Below are 15205 nucleotides of genomic sequence, written 5' to 3'. Positions count from 1 at the left end.
CCCGTCAGGCTGGGTGGAGCGCCGGGTCGCCGGGCTCGATGACGAAGGAGCCGGAGGTGTAGGCGGGGGCGTAGGGCTCGGTGACGCGGGAGAGCGAGCGGAAGTCGACCTTCATCTCGCGCTCGGTGAGCTTGGCCCGAACGTAGCCGCGGCGGCCGTTGAAGAACTTCACGTGCGGGTTCTCGTTGAGCAGCACCTGCGTGTTGGGGTACTCGTCCAGGCCGTTGCCGGCGCTGGTGACCGAGGTGGTGACGAGTTCGACGGCGACCGACTTGGACGACGGGTCCTGGTAGTCGCGCTTGATCTCGCCCGCCCAGTGCGAGTGCACGTCGCCGGTGAGCACGACGCCGTTGCGCTTGTAGTCGTCGATGGCGGCGGCCAGGCGGTTGCGGGAGGCGACGTAGCCGTCCCAGCCCTCGTTGGAGTAGCCCTTGCCCTCGCCGTTGGTCCAGTCCATCTCCATGAAGAAGACCTGCTGGCCGAGCAGGTCCCAGGTGGCCTTGGAGCCGCGCAGCTCGCCGTCGAGCCAGGCTTCCTGGGCGGCGCCGAGGATGGTCCGGTTGGGGGCGAAGCGCTCCTGGCAGTCGGCGCCGACGGTGCCGCTCTTGCCGGTGCAGGCGTAGATGTCGCGGTACTGCCGGGTGTCTAACAGGTGCAGGTTGGCGATCGCGCCCCAGCGGATGCTCCGGTACAGCTTGAGCGACGACCCGTTCGGCTTCTGGGCGCGGCGCAGCGGCATGTTCTCGTAGTAGGCCTGGAAGGCGTCCGCCCGGCGCTTGAGGAAGGGCGGGTCGGGCTGCTCGGGCACGTCGCCGGCCCAGGCGTTCTCGATGTCGTGGTCGTCCCACACCACCACCCAGGGGGCGATGGCGTGCGCCAGCTGCGACTCCGGGTCGGCCTTGTGCTGGGCGTGCCTGAGCCGGTATCCGGCCAGGTCGAAGCACTCTCCCCCGGCCTGGTCGCGCACCGGGTACTTGTAGTCGCCGTACTCGTAGATGTAGTCGCCGAGGAAGGCGATCAGGTCGGGCTGGTCCTCGGCCATCCGGCGGTACGGGGTGAACCAGCCGGTCTGGTAGTCGGCGCAGGAGGTGAACGACAGGTTGAGCGCGCGGCCACGCGTGCCGCGGGCTGGGGTGGTCAGGGTGCGGCCCACCGGGGAGAGCTCGCCTGCCGCCTTGAAGCGGTAGAAGTACTCGGTGCCGGGGTTCAGGCCGTCGAGCTCGACGTGGACGCTGTGGGCCGCCTGCGGCCCGGCGAGCTCGACGCCGCGGCGTACGACATGGCGGAAGTTCTCGTCCTTGGCGAGCTGCCATTCGACGGGGACGGGACGCGACGGCATGCCGCCGAGCCCGTCGAGGGCCACGGGGTCCATGGCCAGGCGGGTCCAGAGGACCACGCCGTCGGGGGCCGGCTCGCCGGAGGCGACGCCGAGCTGGAAGGGGTCGGAGATCGGGGCACGGCGGGCCGCCGCGCGCACGGGTGAGGCACCCAGTGCGGCGGTCAGTCCCAGTCCGGCGCCCCCAGCGAGGAGTGAGCGCCGGCTGATCATTTGACGGTCGCGTTCCCTTCCGTGACGGCCTGGTCCGCGGCCTGCTTGGGGTCGAGCTTGCCGAGGTACATCTCGTTGAAGATCTGGTTGAGCTTGGTCTCGAAGCCGGTGAACCCGGTGGTGACGGGCAGCGGGAACGTGGTGCCCTTCGACTCCTCGACGAACGGGGAGACGTCGATCTGCTTGGTCTTCTGCCAGTAGTCGACGTAGCCCTGGGTGAGGCCGTTGAGCGCGGGCAGGATGTAGCCTTCGGCGGCCATCAGCTTCTGCGGCTCCTCGGTGCCGAGGTAGGCGGCCAGCTTCATCGCCTCCTGGGGGTGCGCGCTCTTGGCGTACACGGCCTCCGACAGGCCGTTGAGGTTGACCGCGCGGCCGGCCGGGCCCTCGGGCATGAGGGCGACGCCCACCTCGAAGTTCGCCTCCGGCGCGACGTACGGCAGCAGCGCGTTGTTGGCCGGGAACATCGCCACCTCGCCCGCCTTGAACATGTCGGTGACCTTGCCGGTCGGCGGGTTCGTCTGGGTCGCGGGCGGCGAGACGTGGTACTTGTTCACCAGGTCGACGCCGAACCGCAGGGCCTGCACGGAGGCGTCGTCGTTGAAGGTGTACTTGCCGAACGGCTTGTCGAGCAGCTTGCCGCCGTTGGAGTTGACCCAGTTCATCCACTGGGTCTGGTAGTGGTTCCAGGAGGCGAAGCCGTAGGTCTTGACCTTGGCCGGGTCGAAGCCGGGGTCCTCGGGGTGCTTGCCGGCCGCGTCCACGGTCAGCTTGCGCGCGGTCTCCAGGAACGTGCCGGAACCGTCGGGCTTCCAGGTGAGACTGGCCGGCATCTCGACACCGGCCTTCTTGAACAGATCCTTGTTGTAGAGCAGGCCGACGATGCCCCAGTCCTTGGGAACGCCGTACAGCTTGTCCTGGTAGGTAAACGACCCGACCACCGTTGGATGAAATTTCGTGGTGTCGAGCTTGAGGGGCGACATGTCGGCCAGGACGCCCTTGGTGACGAACTCGGGGAACTGCGACGGCGTCATCCAGAACACGTCCGGCGCCGTGCCGGCCACCGCGTCGGCGGTGAGCTTGGTCCAGTACTCGTCGTACGGCATCAGCTCGATCTTGACGTCGATGTTCGGGTTGGCCTTCTCGAAGGCCGCCATGACCTTGTCGTAGCCCACCTTCTGCTGGTCGTCCCAGAGGCGGTAGGTCAGGGTGACCTTGCCGTCGCCGCCGGTGTCACCTCCGCCGCCCGAACCACAGGCGGTCAGGGTGAGCGTGGCGGCGGCCAGCAGTGTCACGGCATGGCGGAGCTCGCGTATGCGGGGGGATCGCATATGACCTCTCTTATTTGAGGCCGGTGAGGACCACCGACCGGACGATGTACTTCTGGAAGAAGATGAAGATCGCGATCATCGGCACCAGCGCGATCAGGCCGCCGGCCATCATGAGGTTGTAGTCCACGCCGATGCCGGAGTTGAGGGTGGCGAGGGCGACCGTCATCACCTTGGTGTCGTCACCGCTGGTGATGATCAGCGGCCAGAGGAAGCTGTTCCACGACGAGATCACCGTGATGATGGTCAGCGTGCCGATCGCCGGGCGGCACAGCGGCAGCAGGATCCGGGTGAGGATCTTCAGCGGCCCGGCGCCGTCGATCCGCGCCGCCTCTTCGAGCCCGGCGGGCAGCCCGCGGAAGAACTGCCGCATCAGGAAGATCCCGTACGGCGTGCCCAGCACGTACGGCGCCAGCAGGCCGTACCACGTGTTGACCAGGTGCAGCTCCCGCATGATCAGGAACAGCGGGATCATCGTGACGGCGCTCGGCACCATCATCGTGGCCACGTACAGCCAGAAGAGCACCTCGCGCCCACGGAAGCGCAGCCGCGCGAACGCGTAGGCGGCGAACGTGGTGAACACCAGCTGGCCCAGCGTGAGCAGCGTGGTCATCACGACCGTGTTGAGAAGGTAGTGGGGAAACTCGCCGCCGAGGAGCTTGGTCAGGTTGGCCGTGGTCGGCGGCAGGCCGGGCACCCACGGCTCGGTCGAGTTGAGCTGGCCCTGGGTCTTGAGCGCGGTCAGCACCACGAGCAGATAGGGGAAGACGGCGACGAAGGCGCCCAGGGTGAGCGTGCCGTAGAGCAGGATGCGCTTGGTCATGTCGTCCTTCAGCTCATGTCATAGGTGGTGCGTTTGCCGAAGAACCTGACCTGCACCAGCGTCACGCCCAGGATGACCGCGAAGAGCAGCATCGACAGCGTCGAGGCGTAGCCGAAGTCGAACTCCCTGAACGCCGTCTGGAAGATCTTGAAGTTGATGACCTCGGTGCTCTGGCTCGGCCCGCCGTTGGTCATCACGAAGACGGTGTCGAAGACCTGGAAGGCGCCGATCAGGTTCGTCACCATGACGAAGAACATCGTGGGGTTGAGCAGCGGCAGCGTGACCCGCCAGAACCGCTGGCGCGGGGTGGCGCCGTCGGTGGCGGCGGCGTCGTAGAGCTCCTTCGGGATGCCCTGCAGCCCGGCCAGGAAGAACAGCATGTTGTAGCCGGTGTGCTGCCAGACGTTGACCAGGGCGACGGCGGGCAGGGCCCAGGTGGCGTCCGACAGCCAGTCGGGGCCGGTGACGCCGATCAGGGCCAGCGCGCTGTTGATCGCGCCGTCACGCGGGTCGAAGATCCAGTTCCAGACCAGGCCCATGACGATCGGGGTGGCCATCCACGGCACCACGAACAGCGAGCGGAACACCCTGACGCCCTTGATCCGCTGGTTGAGCAGGAGGGCGAGCACCAGGGCCAGGACCGTCTGCAGGGGGATGCAGAGCAGCACGTACCCGACGGTGATCCACAGGGAGTGCCAGGACTGCCCGTCCCCGGCCAGGCGGCGGTAGTTGTCCAGCCCCGCGAAGGTCGGGGGCGACAGGAGCTCCCAGTGGAAGAAGCTCAGCACGAGGACGATGACCATCGGCAGCAGCAGGAAGGCGAGCACGCCCAGCAGACTCGGGCCGATGAACAGGTAGGCGTGCCAGTCGCGCCGCCACCTCACGACGGATCCGTCCTGGTGGGGACCATCAGGCGCCGGGTCGTCTCCAGGCCCCAGTCGTCGAGCGTCTCGATCGGGTCGCTGGAGCCGCGCAGGCCGCCGGTGCTCTCGATGTGGGCGGCCCACTCCTGCCGGGCCTCCACCTCGGGGCGCAGGATGATGCAGTCGGGGTCGTTCACCCACCAGCGGGCGTGCAGGAACTCGCGGGCCGCGCCGGTGAGCCGGGCGCCCAGCTGCGACGGCTGGCTGATGTCGCCCGACCTGGGGTGCAGGACGGGGGCGATGTCCGGGCTGACCCGCATGATGTCGATCAGGCCGAGGCTGGGCAGCATGGGCGCGCCGCAGCCGTGCAGGGTGGCGTCCGGGCCGGCGCCCTCGCGGATCAGCTCCAGCCCGCGCCGGTAGGCGGCGATCGGGTCGAGGTCCTCGTGCCTGCCGCCCGCCAGCGCCCCGGCGTAGAGGTAGTCGAGCTTGAAATGGCTGATGCCGTACGCGCTGAAGGTCCGGAAGACGTCGATCAGGTGGGCGGCGGCGTCCGGGTGGGTGACGTCGAGGACGGCCAGGTCCTGGTCCCACATGTGACCCGCGTGGGCGCCGCCGACCAGCCAGTCGGGGTGCTCGCGGAAGATCTGGCTGCGGTGGCCGACCAGGAAGGGGGCGGTCCAGACGCCGGTCCGCCGACCCGCCTCGCCCAGGGCTTCCGCCACTGCGCGCAGCGAGCCGAAGCCGGGACGCGGGTCGAGCCAGTCGCCGATCTCGGCCTCGTAGCCGTCGTCGATGAGGAACATGTCGGCGCCCAGGGCGTGCCGCTCCGACAGGCGCAGGTTGTCCAGGACGTCCTGCCCGGTGACCTTGCCCCAGTAGCCGTACCAGGTGCACCACATGGGCGGGACCGCCGGGAACGCGGCGGGCGCGTACCCCTCGGCCATGCCGTCCGCCCACTCCTCCAGTGACGCGCCGACCTGGTGGCGTACGGGACCGTTCGCGCTCACGATCAGCCGGCCGCCCTCCTCGCGCGCCCGGATGGAGGGCACCTCCAAGGGGTTCGGCGCGGACCACAGCTCCAGCGGCGCGCCGCCGCCGGGGTCGATCGCGAGCAGGCCCTCACCCTGGAACACGCCGGCGGGCACCGGGGTCTCGGGGCGGTAGCAGAGGATCTGGATGTTGCCGTCCGCGGGCCTGGGCGGGGTCTCGCCGAGGCGGTAGGCACCGGTGGGGCTCCATGACTGCCAGCCGTGCTCGAAGACCTGGGCCTCGCCTGGCTGATGGACGACCTCGCCCACGTCTGCGAACGACATCAGACCCTCTATTCCTGTTGATCTACTTACGAAGGAGCGCTTCATTAGTAGCACCGCGGGTTCACAGGGGTCAATGCCCGATCTCGCACAGAAGTGCCGGTGCTTAAGCAGAAACGAACGCTGGCATAATGGTGAGTTACAGAGGACACCTACATTAGGGACGGCGATGGCGAACCTCCGCGGCGGCGACCTGTCCCGGCTCAGGCAGCTCAACTCGCTGACCGCGATACGGGCGCTGCGCGGGGCCGGTCCGCTCACCCTCTCGGCGCTCGCCGAGCGGACGGGGCTGTCGCGGCCCTCCATGAAGGAGGTCGCCGACGAGCTCATGGAGCTGGGCTGGGTGGAGGAGGTGCCGCCTTCGCCGGGCACGATGGGCCGGCCGGCCCGCCGCTACCGGTTCCGCGCCGACAGCGGCTGCCTGGTCGGCATCGACATAGGCGGGCACAACGTACGGGCCGCGCTGTCCGACCTCGACGGCGAGATCCTGGCCGAGACCCGGCAGCCCGTCCTGCCCGGCGCGCCGCTGGAGGAGCGGCTGGCCGCCATAGACCGCGCGGTCTCCGGCTGCCTGGCGCTCAGCGGCAGGACGGCCACGGACCTCTGGACGGTGGCCGTCGGCACGACGGGCGTGCTCACGCCGGAGGGCCGCGTCGCCTTCTCGGCCGCGATCCCCGCCTGGACGGGCCTCGATCTGGCGGGCAAGCTGCGCGAGATGTTCTCGTGCCAGGTGCTGATCGAGAACGACAGCCGCCTGGCCGCACTGGCCGAAGCCCGGCGCGGCGCCGCCCAGGGGGCTCGGGACGTGGTGTTCCTGCACGTCGGGCGGCGCATGGGCACCGGGCTCATCATCGACGGCAAGGTGCACAGAGGCTTCGGCGCCGCCGCCGGCGAGATCGTCATGCTGCCGGAGGCCCGCTGGTACGACGCCCCCGAACACCTGAACGGCTGCGAGGTCGTGCCCGAGGGCACGGCGCCCGAGGACGCGGCCGGCTACACGCTGGCGGCGGCCCGCGACGGGCATCCCGTCGCCCTGGCCGCCGTGGACCGCTACGTGGACGACCTCGCGGTGGGCACGGCGGCCATGGTGCTGGTGCTGGACCCGCAGATGGTGGTGCTGGGGGGCGGCTTCTCCCGCTCGGCCGACGTCCTGCTGGCGCCGCTGCGGGAACGGCTGGAGCGGGCGTGCATGCGAATGCCGGAGGTACGGGCGTCGACGCTGGGGGACGAATGCGTGGTGATGGGCGCCATCGACTACGCCGCCGACCACCTGAGCCGCGAGCTGTTCACCTCCGACGCCCCTCTCACTCCGATGCGCTAGGCGTTTGGCCTTAGGCGGGAGCGGAAGTCGCGGGGCGGCATGCCGTACTCGTGGCTGAAGGCCCGGCTGAAGTGGAACGGGCTGACGAAGCCCGACGCCGCCGCGACCTGGCCGACATCCATGTCCGTCACCTCCAGCAGCCGGGCCGCGTGCTGGATCCGCGCCCGGCGTACGGCGCGCATGGGCGTGTGGCCGGTCTCGGCCGTGAACAGGTGCGCGAACCGGGACGGCGACAAGGCGACGGCCCTGGCCAGAGAGGCGACCGAGTGTTGCGCGCCAGGTTCGGCGGCGATGAGGGCCAGCGCCCGGTGGACCCGCGCGTCACTGCGCTCCTCGGCGCGCCGGGCGTCCCCGGACGGCCGAGCGGAGGCGGTGGCCAGCAGGATCACCTCCTCGACGGCGTTCAGCACCAGGTCCCGTGCGGGACCTGAGACGGCGACGGCGGGCGCGTACTCGCGCACGGGACGGACGGCGGCGGGGCCGACGGCGGGCGGGGTGCGGCCGGCAGGGGGACGGACGGCGGTGATGGCGGGCGGGAGCCATCGGGCGTTTCTGGAGGCGCGGTCGAAGGCCTCGTCGATCTGGTCGCGGGTCGGCTGGGGAACGCCTTGGACCAGGTGGCAGCCCGTGGCCCGGGCGTACTCACCGAGCCACCCCAGCCAGGCCGGGCGCGGCTGGAAGTGCGCCCACCAGAAGCGCCACCGCTCCGCCCCCGGCGCCACCCGGTAGTGCTGCGCGGCGCCGGACCCGAGCACCACCAGATCCCCCGGCCCGGCCGTGAACGACACGCCCGCCTGCTCGACCAGCCCCGCCCCGTCCTGCGTCCACATGAGCAGCCAGCTCGGCGACCCGGTGACGCGCCGCGTGACGTACCCGGGTCGGTTGTCGAAGTGGCCCACGATCGTCAGCTCGGCAGCAGGAACAGACATTTCCTCAGCGGTCATAGGCATACCGTTCACCGATCCGGCTCCTTAGCGTGAAGGTATGAGGCTCACAGACTTCCATGATCGAGGGTTTGTCCTGGTACCTGGTCTCCTGGCCGCAGACGAGGTGGCGGAGCTGCGGGAGGAGTTCATGGCGCTGCACGCCGGCGGGCCGATCCCCGGCCACTTCACCCCGAAGCCACAGGAACCCGGCGGGCCGTACGACATCCTGCGGGACTATCCGCGCATCATGCACCCTCACCAGGTCAACGACGTCGCGCTACGGTACCTGCTCGACGCCAGGATCGCCGCCGTACTCCGCGACCTGCTCGGCGAAGAGCCGATAGCAGCCCAGAGCATGTTCTACTTCAAGCCGCCCGGCGCGCGCGGACAGGCACTGCATCAGGACAACTTCTACTTGCGGGTCGAACCGGGCACGTGCGTGGCCGCCTGGATGGCGCTGGACCGCGTCGACCGCGCCAACGGCGGGCTGGAGGTGGTGCCCGGCACGCACCTGATGGACCTGTTCTGTCCCGAGGAGGCCGACAGCGACGTCTCCTTCACCAAGGATTACGTCCCGCCGCCGCCGGGCCTCGAACGCGTGCCGGTCGACATGGAACCGGGCGACGTGCTGTTCTTCAACGGCAGCCTGGTGCACGGCTCCGAGCCGAACAGCACGGCCGACCGGTTCAGGCGCAGCTTCATCTGCCATTACACGGGCCGTTCCGCCGAACGCATCTCCGCGTACTACCCGACGCTCACGATGTCGGGCGACCCGATCCAGCTCCAGCCCGCCACCGGCGGCGGACCCTGCGGCACTGAGGCCGTCGGCCCGCACTGAAGCCGCGCTGAGCCGCGCTGAGCCGCGTTGACCAGCCGCGTTGAAGCCGCGTGGGTCAGCCGCCGGAAACATCCGATTCAGCGTCTGAAGGCACGACACAGTCCCACGGGTCGTCCAGCCAGCCGTCCGGCAACTGCACCTTGCCGCGCTCGCCCGACTTCCCGCGCGGGGTGTCGGTGTTGGACGGCCACGGCTGGTCGTGCTCCAGCTTGGCCAGCCCTTCGCGCAGCCCGTCGAGCGACTCGGCGGTGGCCAGCTCGCGGCGCAGCTCGCCGCCGACCGTGAACCCCTTCAGATACCAGCCGACGTGCTTGCGGAAGTCGGCGATCGCGTAACGCTCGATGTCGAAGCACTCGGTGAGCCCCTCGGCGTGCCTGGCCATCATCGCGGCCACCTCGCCGAGGCTCGGCCGTACCCGCTCCGGACTGCCGTTGAACGCGTTCTCCAGATCCCGGAACAGCCACGGCCGGCCCAGGCACCCGCGCCCCACGACCACGCCGTCGCACCCGGTCTCCGCCACCATGCGCAGGGCGTCGTCGGCGCACCAGATGTCGCCGTTGCCCAGCACCGGCACCTCCGGCACCGCCTCCTTCAGCCGGGCGATCGCGTCCCAGTCGGCCACGCCGCCGTAGTGCTGTTTGGCCGTGCGGGCGTGCAGGGCGATCGCCGCGACCCCCTCCTCGACCGCGATCCGGCCGGCGTCCAGGTAGGTGAGGTGATCGTCGTCGATGCCCTTGCGCATCTTCATCGTGACGGGCAGCGGGCCCGCGTTCGCGACGGCCTCGCGCAGGATCCGCCGCAGCAGGTTCCGCTTGTACGGCAGCGCGGAGCCGCCGCCACGCCTGGTGACCTTGGGGACGGGGCAGCCGAAGTTCAGGTCGATGTGGTCGGCCAGGTCCTCCTCGGAGATCATCTTGGCCGCGCGCCCCACCGTGCCCGGGTCGACGCCGTACAGCTGGATGCTCCTCGGCCGCTCCGACTCCGCGAACCTGATCATCCTGAACGTCTTGGGGTTGCGCTCCACGAGCGCCCGCGTCGTGATCATCTCGCACACGAACAACCCGGCGCCCTGCTCGCGGCAGAGCACCCTGAACGACGCGTTGGTGATGCCCGCCATCGGCGCGAGCACGACCGGCGGCCACACCCCTATCGGTCCAATCTTCACTCAGTCAGTTGTAGCGCAGGTCAGGCCCTGACGGGTATTCGCGGATAGGCTGTGAACTGGCATCTAGTGGGGAGGGGACGGATGCTTCTGCGAGTACGCATCGCACTGCCCGACCGGCCAGGTTCGCTGGCACAGATCACCAGCGTCCTCGGCGGCGTCGGAGCCGACATCACCCAGTTCACGGTTCTCGACAGGGGGGCGGGGCGGGCCGTCGACGACATCACGGTCTTCTGCCCCGAAGGCACCCCCAAGCAGACGCTCCTCAAGAGCCTGCAGAGCGTGGCCGACGTGACGGTCGAAGGCATCTGGACCACCCGCGAGGCCCCGGGCACCTACCCGGAGCTGGAAATTCTCAAGTACATCACCACGGCGGGCGACCGGGCGCTGACCACCCTGGTCGACTCGCTGCCGGTCCTGTTCAGCGCCGACTGGGCGGCCACGGTCGCCGAACGGGGTGTCATCTACGCGAGCTGGCGCGCGCCACAGCACGTGGCGCTGCCGCAGGCCATACCAGCGCGCCCCATGGCGATCACGCTCGACGGCGACCTGCACGTCATCCACGCCCCGCTGCCACCCCTGGCCCTCACCCTCATCCTGGCCAGGAGCGACGGCCCGGCCTTCCACCGCATCGAGGTGCACCGCCTCACCCGCATCCTGGAGATCTTCCTGAGCCTGCCCGCCACGGAGCGGAGCGTGGCTCGCCAGCTCCGCAAGTAAGCATCCACTCGGAAAACCCGCTAGAGTTATGGGGCAACGCGGAAGTGGCTCAGTGGTAGAGCATCACCTTGCCAAGGTGAGGGTCGCGGGTTCGAATCCCGTCTTCCGCTCGGATTGGCGACTCGGTGGAGTGGCCGAGAGGCGAGGCAGCGGCCTGCAAAGCCGTCCACACGGGTTCAAATCCCGTCTCCACCTCCAAGGACGATTAGCTCAGCGGGAGAGCACTTCCCTGACACGGAAGGGGTCACTGGTTCAATCCCAGTATCGTCCACCACGCTAGTCACAGCCCCAGCTCACGGCACACGCCGGGAGTCTGGGGCTTCTTGTTGTGCCCCGCATGGTCGTGTCGGTGGCCAGTGCAGTCGATTGAAGCTTCTGACTCTGCGTAAATATCCCTGTCGATGCCCATACGTCCTGGTTGAGGCCTTCGTTATGCCTCGACGGAATCGTCGGTCGACCACCGCTTGATGCGCTATCTCCAGTGTTTGCGGTATTTTTGGGGAAAATGATCTAGGCGATGGAGGCTGTTGATGACGCAGCAGGACGCGATCGGGCCTGGCGGCATCGACGTCACCAGGCCGAGCGTCGCCCGGATGTACGACTACTACCTGGGCGGCAAGGACAACTTCGAGATCGACCGGGAAGCCGTCGGCCGAGTCGAGAAGGCCATGCCGGAGATCCGCCAGCTGGCCCTGGAGAACCGGGCGTTCCTGCGCCGCGCCGTACGCCACATGGCGAGGCAGGGCGTTCGGCAGTTCATCGACATCGGTTCCGGCCTGCCCACGGTCGGCAACACGCACGAGATCGCCCAGGAGATCATCCCCGACGCCCGCGTCGTCTACGTCGACAACGACCCCGTTGTGCTGCAACACGGCCGCGCCCTGCTCGCGACCGACGACAACACCACCGTGGCCGCCGCCGACATGCGGCGCCCCACCGAGGTCCTCGAACACCCGCAGACCGTCAAGATCATCGACTTCAACGAGCCGGTCGGCGTCCTGATGATCGCCATGGTGCACTTCCTGACCATGGACGAGCGGGGCGCGGTCATGGGCCAACTGCGCGACGCCCTGCCGTCCGGCAGCTACCTCACGATGACCCACGTCACCCGCGACGACCACCCGGCGGACGCGGTGGCCGCGATCGAGGCCGTTTACGCGGCCACGCCGACGCCGATCTACTTCCGCGAGCACGCTGAGGTGGCACGCTTCTTCGAGGGATTCGAGCTGGTGCCTCCCGGCCTGGTCACCATCGACACCTGGCACCCCGACCCGGACGACCTGGCCCCGGCGGCCACGCGATGGCTCTACGGTGGCGTCGGCCGCAAGCCGTAAACCCCGGCAACATCTCCTGACGGTTCGGAGATACTCAGCGCTTCATCCAGCCTGCGCACCAACGCCGCCGACAGCGACGACGTGACGCCGTCGGCCCACTCCCCTACTCGCCCGAGAAAGCCCACCAGGTCGTGGTGGACGGTCTCCAGAAGGGCGGGAAACAGCGCGACGGGCACGTCGACGAAGTCGCCGCCTTCACCGGGTCCCCCATCCTGCCGGACCCGCAGCCGATCGCCGTTCACCGCGATCGACGGGGCCGGATCGTGGCCCAGCCACACATCGCCGTCGGCCGGCGCCTCCGACCAGGCACGCCAGTCCTCCAGCCCCGAACAGCAGCCGGGAACGATGGTCACACCGGTGGAGGGGTCGTGCAGCTCCAGGCCGCCTGGTGCGATCAAGGCGTCCTGCTCCAGCAGGCGCCTGACGATGGTGTCCGCGTCGAGTTCTTCGCAGTCCGGTACGTGAACGTCGGCCAGCGTGGCCATCACCGTCCCCACCTCCGCCTCCATGGTCCTGCCGTTGGGGCATGGCCGCGACGCGGCGAGCGTCGCCGAGCCGGTCGGACCTCGCCGACCTCGGCCACGCCGATGGAGACACTCCGTATTGTGTCCATCACTATGAGCAATCGACGCCTTGTGCGGCTGCTGCTGCTGAACCAGTTCACCATCAAGCTCGGCTTCAATCTGCTGATGCCCTACCTCGCCGTGCACCTGACCCACGGGCTCGGGCTGGCGGCCTGGGCGGTCGGGCTGGTGATGGGGGTGCGCAACGCCAGCCAGCGCGGGATGGCGCTGGTCGGCGGCTACCTGGCGGATCGGTGGGGCTGCCGGGTCACGGTGCTGGCCGGTTGCGGGTTGCGGGCCGCCGGGTTCGCGCTGCTCGGTTTCGCCGACGGGGTCATGACGCTGGTGGTGGCGTCGGCGGTGACCGGGTTCGCCGGAGCGCTGTTCGACCCGGGCGTGCGCTCGCTGCTGGCCGTGACGGCGGATGACCGGGTGCGGGCGTTCGGCTGGTTCAACATGGCCGGGCAGGCGGGGCTGCTGCTCGGCCCGCTGGCCGGGCTCGCGCTGTCGGGGCTGGACTTCCGCGTCGTGGCGCTGGCCGCGGCCGGGGTGTTCGTGCTGCTGACCGTCCTGCAGGGGATCGGGCTTCCGGCACTGCCGCCCGAGCCGCGCCAGGAGCGCTCAGGATGGCGGATCGTGCTGGGCAACCGGCCCTTCTGGTGCTTCGCGCTGGCGATGACCGGCTCGTACGTACTGTCGTTCCAGGTCTATCTGGCACTGCCGCTGGTGATGGGACGGACCCTGGGGGCCGAGCAGGATCTCGGCGTCGGGGAGATGTTCGCGCTCTCGGCGGTGCTCGTCATCACGCCAACCCTGCCACCACCGGACGCTGACCACCTGCTTGTGGACGCGGCCGGTGGCACACTGGGGGGCATGGCACGCGGGACGGTGAAGTTCTGGAAGGCTGAGCAGGGCTGGGGAGCGATCTCCTCCCCCGACCTCCCCGAGGGGCGTGGCGACGCGTTCGCGCACTTCAGCGAGGTCGTCGGCGACGGCTACCGGGAACTCCATCCGGGCGATGCGGTGGAATTCGAGATCGAGGAAGGGCAGCAGGACAGCTTCCAGTTCCGCGCCCTCAACGTCCGCACGCTGTGACATCCGCGTCCCTCCTCCACGCGCTCACCGACCCCGGCGACCCTCCTCTTCGCCCCCTCCCTCCCCGGGTCGCCGTTCTCCTGGAGTCGCTGGACGCGCCACCGCGCCTCGCGGCCCATTTACGGGCGGTTCACGACGTGGCCTGCGAGATCCTCGACTGGCTCGACGCGCGGCACACCACGGTGCGGATCGACCGGGAAGCCGTCCTGTTCGGTGCCGCGTCACACGACATCGGCAAGACCCTGCACCTCGAAGAGCTGGCCGGACCGGGCTCCGCCCACGAGGCCGACGGCTACGGACTCCTTCGTTCCCATGGTGTCGAAGAACGACTCGCTCGCTTCGCCCGTACTCACGCCTCATGGACCGCACCCGACACGGACCTCGCGGACCATCTCGTCAGCCTCGCCGACAAGATCTGGAAGGCGAAACGGGTGGTCGACCTCGAGCAGCTCATCGTCGACCGGCTCGCCGCCGCGAGCGGCCGGCCACCATGGCAGGTGTTCATGGACCTGGACGAGTTCATCACGCGGGTTGCGAACGACGCCGACAGCAGACTCACCTTCCAGGCCGCCTACCCGATCAAGCCCTGATCAGCCCGATCGTGATCAACCCGGCTCGAAGACGCTCAGGCCCCGGCGCCGTACGGACGCCGAGACCGCTGCCCTGAACAAGGCGCACACGTCGCGGACGAAGCGGCTGCGAGACAGGCCCAGGCAGCGCAGGGCCAGACCATGATCGACGGCGACCACCGTCACCGTGCCGAGCATGAGGCACCACCACAAGCTCGCCAGTACGACCCGGGCCGCGGCGTTGAGGTGGCGGAACGACCCGCTGAGGCGCAGGGAGTGAAACGAGACGTGACGCTCCTCATCGGCCAGGATCCGGGCGGCGACGTCGGCGGCGAGCGGATCGCCCGCGCCGTCGCGCAGTGCCCGGTAGTAGCGCAGCGCGATCACCTCGGCGATCATCAGGACCATCAGTTCCCGGCGTAAGCCCGGCATCTGGCGTAACCGTACGAAGACGGTGTCGCTCCAGTGCCCGGGCAGGGTCGGGGCGCCGGCGGCGGACAGGAGGCGGGCGAGCAGGCGGGCATGGTTCTGCTCCTCTCCGACGAAGAGCCGGACTGCCGCGCTGTAGGCGTCGTCTCCGGCTTCGTCCGCTTTGGCGATCAGAGCGGCGCCGTCGCCGCTCTCGCCGACCTGGAAGCGCTGGATGCTCGCGAGCACCGACCGGTGGAGACAGGCGCTCCGCCGCCAGCCGGGATCGCCGTCGGCGCGCCGTCGCGCGGCCGCCGCTTCGAACCTCGCCACCCAGGTGGCGAAGTCGGCACCATCCTTCATGCGCTTCACCGTACGAACGGATTGTGCGCAAAT

The 15205-nt window shown here is 69.3% G+C and carries 15 protein-coding genes and 3 tRNA genes; 9 read left to right on the top strand and 9 right to left on the bottom strand.

Annotated features, from left to right (window positions below):
- Positions 1-4: 4 nt before the first annotated feature.
- Genes AB0B91_RS27565 through AB0B91_RS27545 form a run of 5 tightly spaced genes read right to left on the bottom strand, consistent with a single transcriptional unit; the run spans position 5 to position 5876 of the window.
- Complete coding sequence (locus AB0B91_RS27565) at positions 5-1549, bottom strand: alkaline phosphatase D family protein (protein ID WP_358325298.1); 1545 nt, start codon at positions 1547-1549, stop codon at positions 5-7.
- Entirely contained in the window at positions 1546-2877 is a 1332-nt protein-coding gene (locus tag AB0B91_RS27560; protein WP_358325295.1) for a sugar ABC transporter substrate-binding protein, read from the bottom strand. Before AB0B91_RS27560 ends, AB0B91_RS27565 begins: the two co-directional genes overlap by 4 nt.
- A 10-nt stretch (positions 2878-2887) precedes the next feature.
- Complete coding sequence (locus tag AB0B91_RS27555) at positions 2888-3697, bottom strand: carbohydrate ABC transporter permease (RefSeq protein WP_358325293.1); 810 nt, start codon at positions 3695-3697, stop codon at positions 2888-2890.
- A gap of 8 nt (positions 3698-3705) precedes the next feature.
- Positions 3706-4581: a sugar ABC transporter permease gene (locus tag AB0B91_RS27550; RefSeq protein WP_358325290.1), complete on the bottom strand. Its 876-nt coding sequence runs from the start codon at positions 4579-4581 to the stop codon at positions 3706-3708.
- Complete coding sequence (locus AB0B91_RS27545; RefSeq protein ID WP_358325287.1) at positions 4578-5876, bottom strand: glycoside hydrolase family 36 protein; 1299 nt, start codon at positions 5874-5876, stop codon at positions 4578-4580. Before AB0B91_RS27545 ends, AB0B91_RS27550 begins: the two co-directional genes overlap by 4 nt.
- A 166-nt stretch (positions 5877-6042) precedes the next feature.
- Between AB0B91_RS27545 and AB0B91_RS27540 the strand changes: the two genes are divergently transcribed.
- Entirely contained in the window at positions 6043-7194 is a 1152-nt protein-coding gene (locus AB0B91_RS27540; protein ID WP_358325284.1) for an ROK family protein, read from the top strand.
- Here AB0B91_RS27540 and AB0B91_RS27535 read toward each other — a convergent pair.
- Positions 7191-8138, bottom strand: a complete 948-nt coding sequence (locus AB0B91_RS27535; protein ID WP_358325282.1) for a helix-turn-helix domain-containing protein — start codon at positions 8136-8138, stop codon at positions 7191-7193. The two genes, AB0B91_RS27540 and AB0B91_RS27535, sit on opposite strands and share 4 nt — an antisense overlap.
- Before the next feature lie 40 nt (positions 8139-8178).
- Between AB0B91_RS27535 and AB0B91_RS27530 the strand changes: the two genes are divergently transcribed.
- Positions 8179-8958, top strand: a complete 780-nt coding sequence (locus AB0B91_RS27530; RefSeq protein WP_358325279.1) for a phytanoyl-CoA dioxygenase family protein — start codon at positions 8179-8181, stop codon at positions 8956-8958.
- 55 nt (positions 8959-9013) lie between these two features.
- On the opposite strand, the gene dusB is transcribed toward AB0B91_RS27530, so the two are convergent.
- Positions 9014-10123: a tRNA dihydrouridine synthase DusB gene (gene dusB / locus AB0B91_RS27525; RefSeq protein WP_358325276.1), complete on the bottom strand. Its 1110-nt coding sequence runs from the start codon at positions 10121-10123 to the stop codon at positions 9014-9016.
- Between the two features lie 81 nt (positions 10124-10204).
- Here dusB and AB0B91_RS27520 point away from each other — a divergent pair, with 81 nt between their 5' ends.
- The 5 genes from AB0B91_RS27520 to AB0B91_RS27500 all read left to right on the top strand — a co-directional run bounded on the left by AB0B91_RS27520 (position 10205) and on the right by AB0B91_RS27500 (position 12174).
- Positions 10205-10840: an amino acid-binding protein gene (locus AB0B91_RS27520; protein ID WP_358325273.1), complete on the top strand. Its 636-nt coding sequence runs from the start codon at positions 10205-10207 to the stop codon at positions 10838-10840.
- A gap of 38 nt (positions 10841-10878) precedes the next feature.
- Positions 10879-10950: transfer RNA gene (locus tag AB0B91_RS27515), tRNA-Gly, on the top strand.
- A 14-nt stretch (positions 10951-10964) separates the two neighbouring features.
- Positions 10965-11038: transfer RNA gene (locus AB0B91_RS27510), tRNA-Cys, on the top strand.
- Between the two features lies 1 nt (position 11039).
- Positions 11040-11114: transfer RNA gene (locus tag AB0B91_RS27505), tRNA-Val, on the top strand.
- Positions 11115-11370: 256 nt separating this feature from the next.
- Positions 11371-12174: an SAM-dependent methyltransferase gene (locus tag AB0B91_RS27500; protein WP_358325271.1), complete on the top strand. Its 804-nt coding sequence runs from the start codon at positions 11371-11373 to the stop codon at positions 12172-12174.
- On the opposite strand, the gene AB0B91_RS27495 is transcribed toward AB0B91_RS27500, so the two are convergent.
- Complete coding sequence (locus AB0B91_RS27495) at positions 12147-12659, bottom strand: hypothetical protein (protein WP_358325268.1); 513 nt, start codon at positions 12657-12659, stop codon at positions 12147-12149. The two genes, AB0B91_RS27500 and AB0B91_RS27495, sit on opposite strands and share 28 nt — an antisense overlap.
- 132 nt (positions 12660-12791) lie before the next feature.
- Between AB0B91_RS27495 and AB0B91_RS27490 the strand changes: the two genes are divergently transcribed.
- Both AB0B91_RS27490 and AB0B91_RS27485 read left to right on the top strand, forming a co-directional pair.
- Positions 12792-13832 carry an MFS transporter gene (locus AB0B91_RS27490; RefSeq protein ID WP_358325265.1) on the top strand — a complete coding sequence of 347 codons (1041 nt, stop codon included), beginning with the start codon at positions 12792-12794 and terminating at the stop codon, positions 13830-13832.
- A complete protein-coding gene (locus AB0B91_RS27485; RefSeq protein WP_358325262.1) occupies positions 13829-14422 on the top strand; it encodes an HD domain-containing protein in 594 nt (197 codons plus the stop codon). Before AB0B91_RS27490 ends, AB0B91_RS27485 begins: the two co-directional genes overlap by 4 nt.
- A gap of 15 nt (positions 14423-14437) precedes the next feature.
- Here the strand turns inward: AB0B91_RS27485 and AB0B91_RS27480 are convergent, their stop codons facing one another.
- A complete protein-coding gene (locus AB0B91_RS27480) occupies positions 14438-15172 on the bottom strand; it encodes a ferritin-like domain-containing protein (protein ID WP_358325259.1) in 735 nt (244 codons plus the stop codon).
- Positions 15173-15205 lie beyond the last annotated feature (33 nt).

Source organism: Nonomuraea sp. NPDC049141, assembly GCF_040648415.1.
In the GTDB taxonomy this organism is placed as follows: domain Bacteria; phylum Actinomycetota; class Actinomycetes; order Streptosporangiales; family Streptosporangiaceae; genus Nonomuraea.
The sequence above is the reverse complement of the archived record's forward strand: the minus strand, read 5'-3'. Positions and strand labels throughout refer to the sequence as shown.

What these genes read in the sequence shown, in the direction of transcription:
- AB0B91_RS27545 (WP_358325287.1), bottom strand. Translation starts at nt 5,876, where the DNA reads ATGTCGTTCGCAGACGTGGGCGAGGTCGTCCATCAGCCAGGCGAGGCC.
- AB0B91_RS27555 (WP_358325293.1), bottom strand. Translation starts at nt 3,697, where the DNA reads ATGACCAAGCGCATCCTGCTCTACGGCACGCTCACCCTGGGCGCCTTC.
- AB0B91_RS27480 (WP_358325259.1), bottom strand. Translation starts at nt 15,172, where the DNA reads ATGAAGGATGGTGCCGACTTCGCCACCTGGGTGGCGAGGTTCGAAGCG.
- AB0B91_RS27495 (WP_358325268.1), bottom strand. Translation starts at nt 12,659, where the DNA reads ATGGCCACGCTGGCCGACGTTCACGTACCGGACTGCGAAGAACTCGAC.
- AB0B91_RS27540 (WP_358325284.1), top strand. Translation starts at nt 6,043, where the DNA reads ATGGCGAACCTCCGCGGCGGCGACCTGTCCCGGCTCAGGCAGCTCAAC.
- AB0B91_RS27500 (WP_358325271.1), top strand. Translation starts at nt 11,371, where the DNA reads ATGACGCAGCAGGACGCGATCGGGCCTGGCGGCATCGACGTCACCAGG.
- AB0B91_RS27520 (WP_358325273.1), top strand. Translation starts at nt 10,205, where the DNA reads ATGCTTCTGCGAGTACGCATCGCACTGCCCGACCGGCCAGGTTCGCTG.
- AB0B91_RS27490 (WP_358325265.1), top strand. Translation starts at nt 12,792, where the DNA reads ATGAGCAATCGACGCCTTGTGCGGCTGCTGCTGCTGAACCAGTTCACC.
- AB0B91_RS27560 (WP_358325295.1), bottom strand. Translation starts at nt 2,877, where the DNA reads ATGCGATCCCCCCGCATACGCGAGCTCCGCCATGCCGTGACACTGCTG.
- AB0B91_RS27530 (WP_358325279.1), top strand. Translation starts at nt 8,179, where the DNA reads ATGAGGCTCACAGACTTCCATGATCGAGGGTTTGTCCTGGTACCTGGT.
- AB0B91_RS27535 (WP_358325282.1), bottom strand. Translation starts at nt 8,138, where the DNA reads ATGACCGCTGAGGAAATGTCTGTTCCTGCTGCCGAGCTGACGATCGTG.
- AB0B91_RS27565 (WP_358325298.1), bottom strand. Translation starts at nt 1,549, where the DNA reads ATGATCAGCCGGCGCTCACTCCTCGCTGGGGGCGCCGGACTGGGACTG.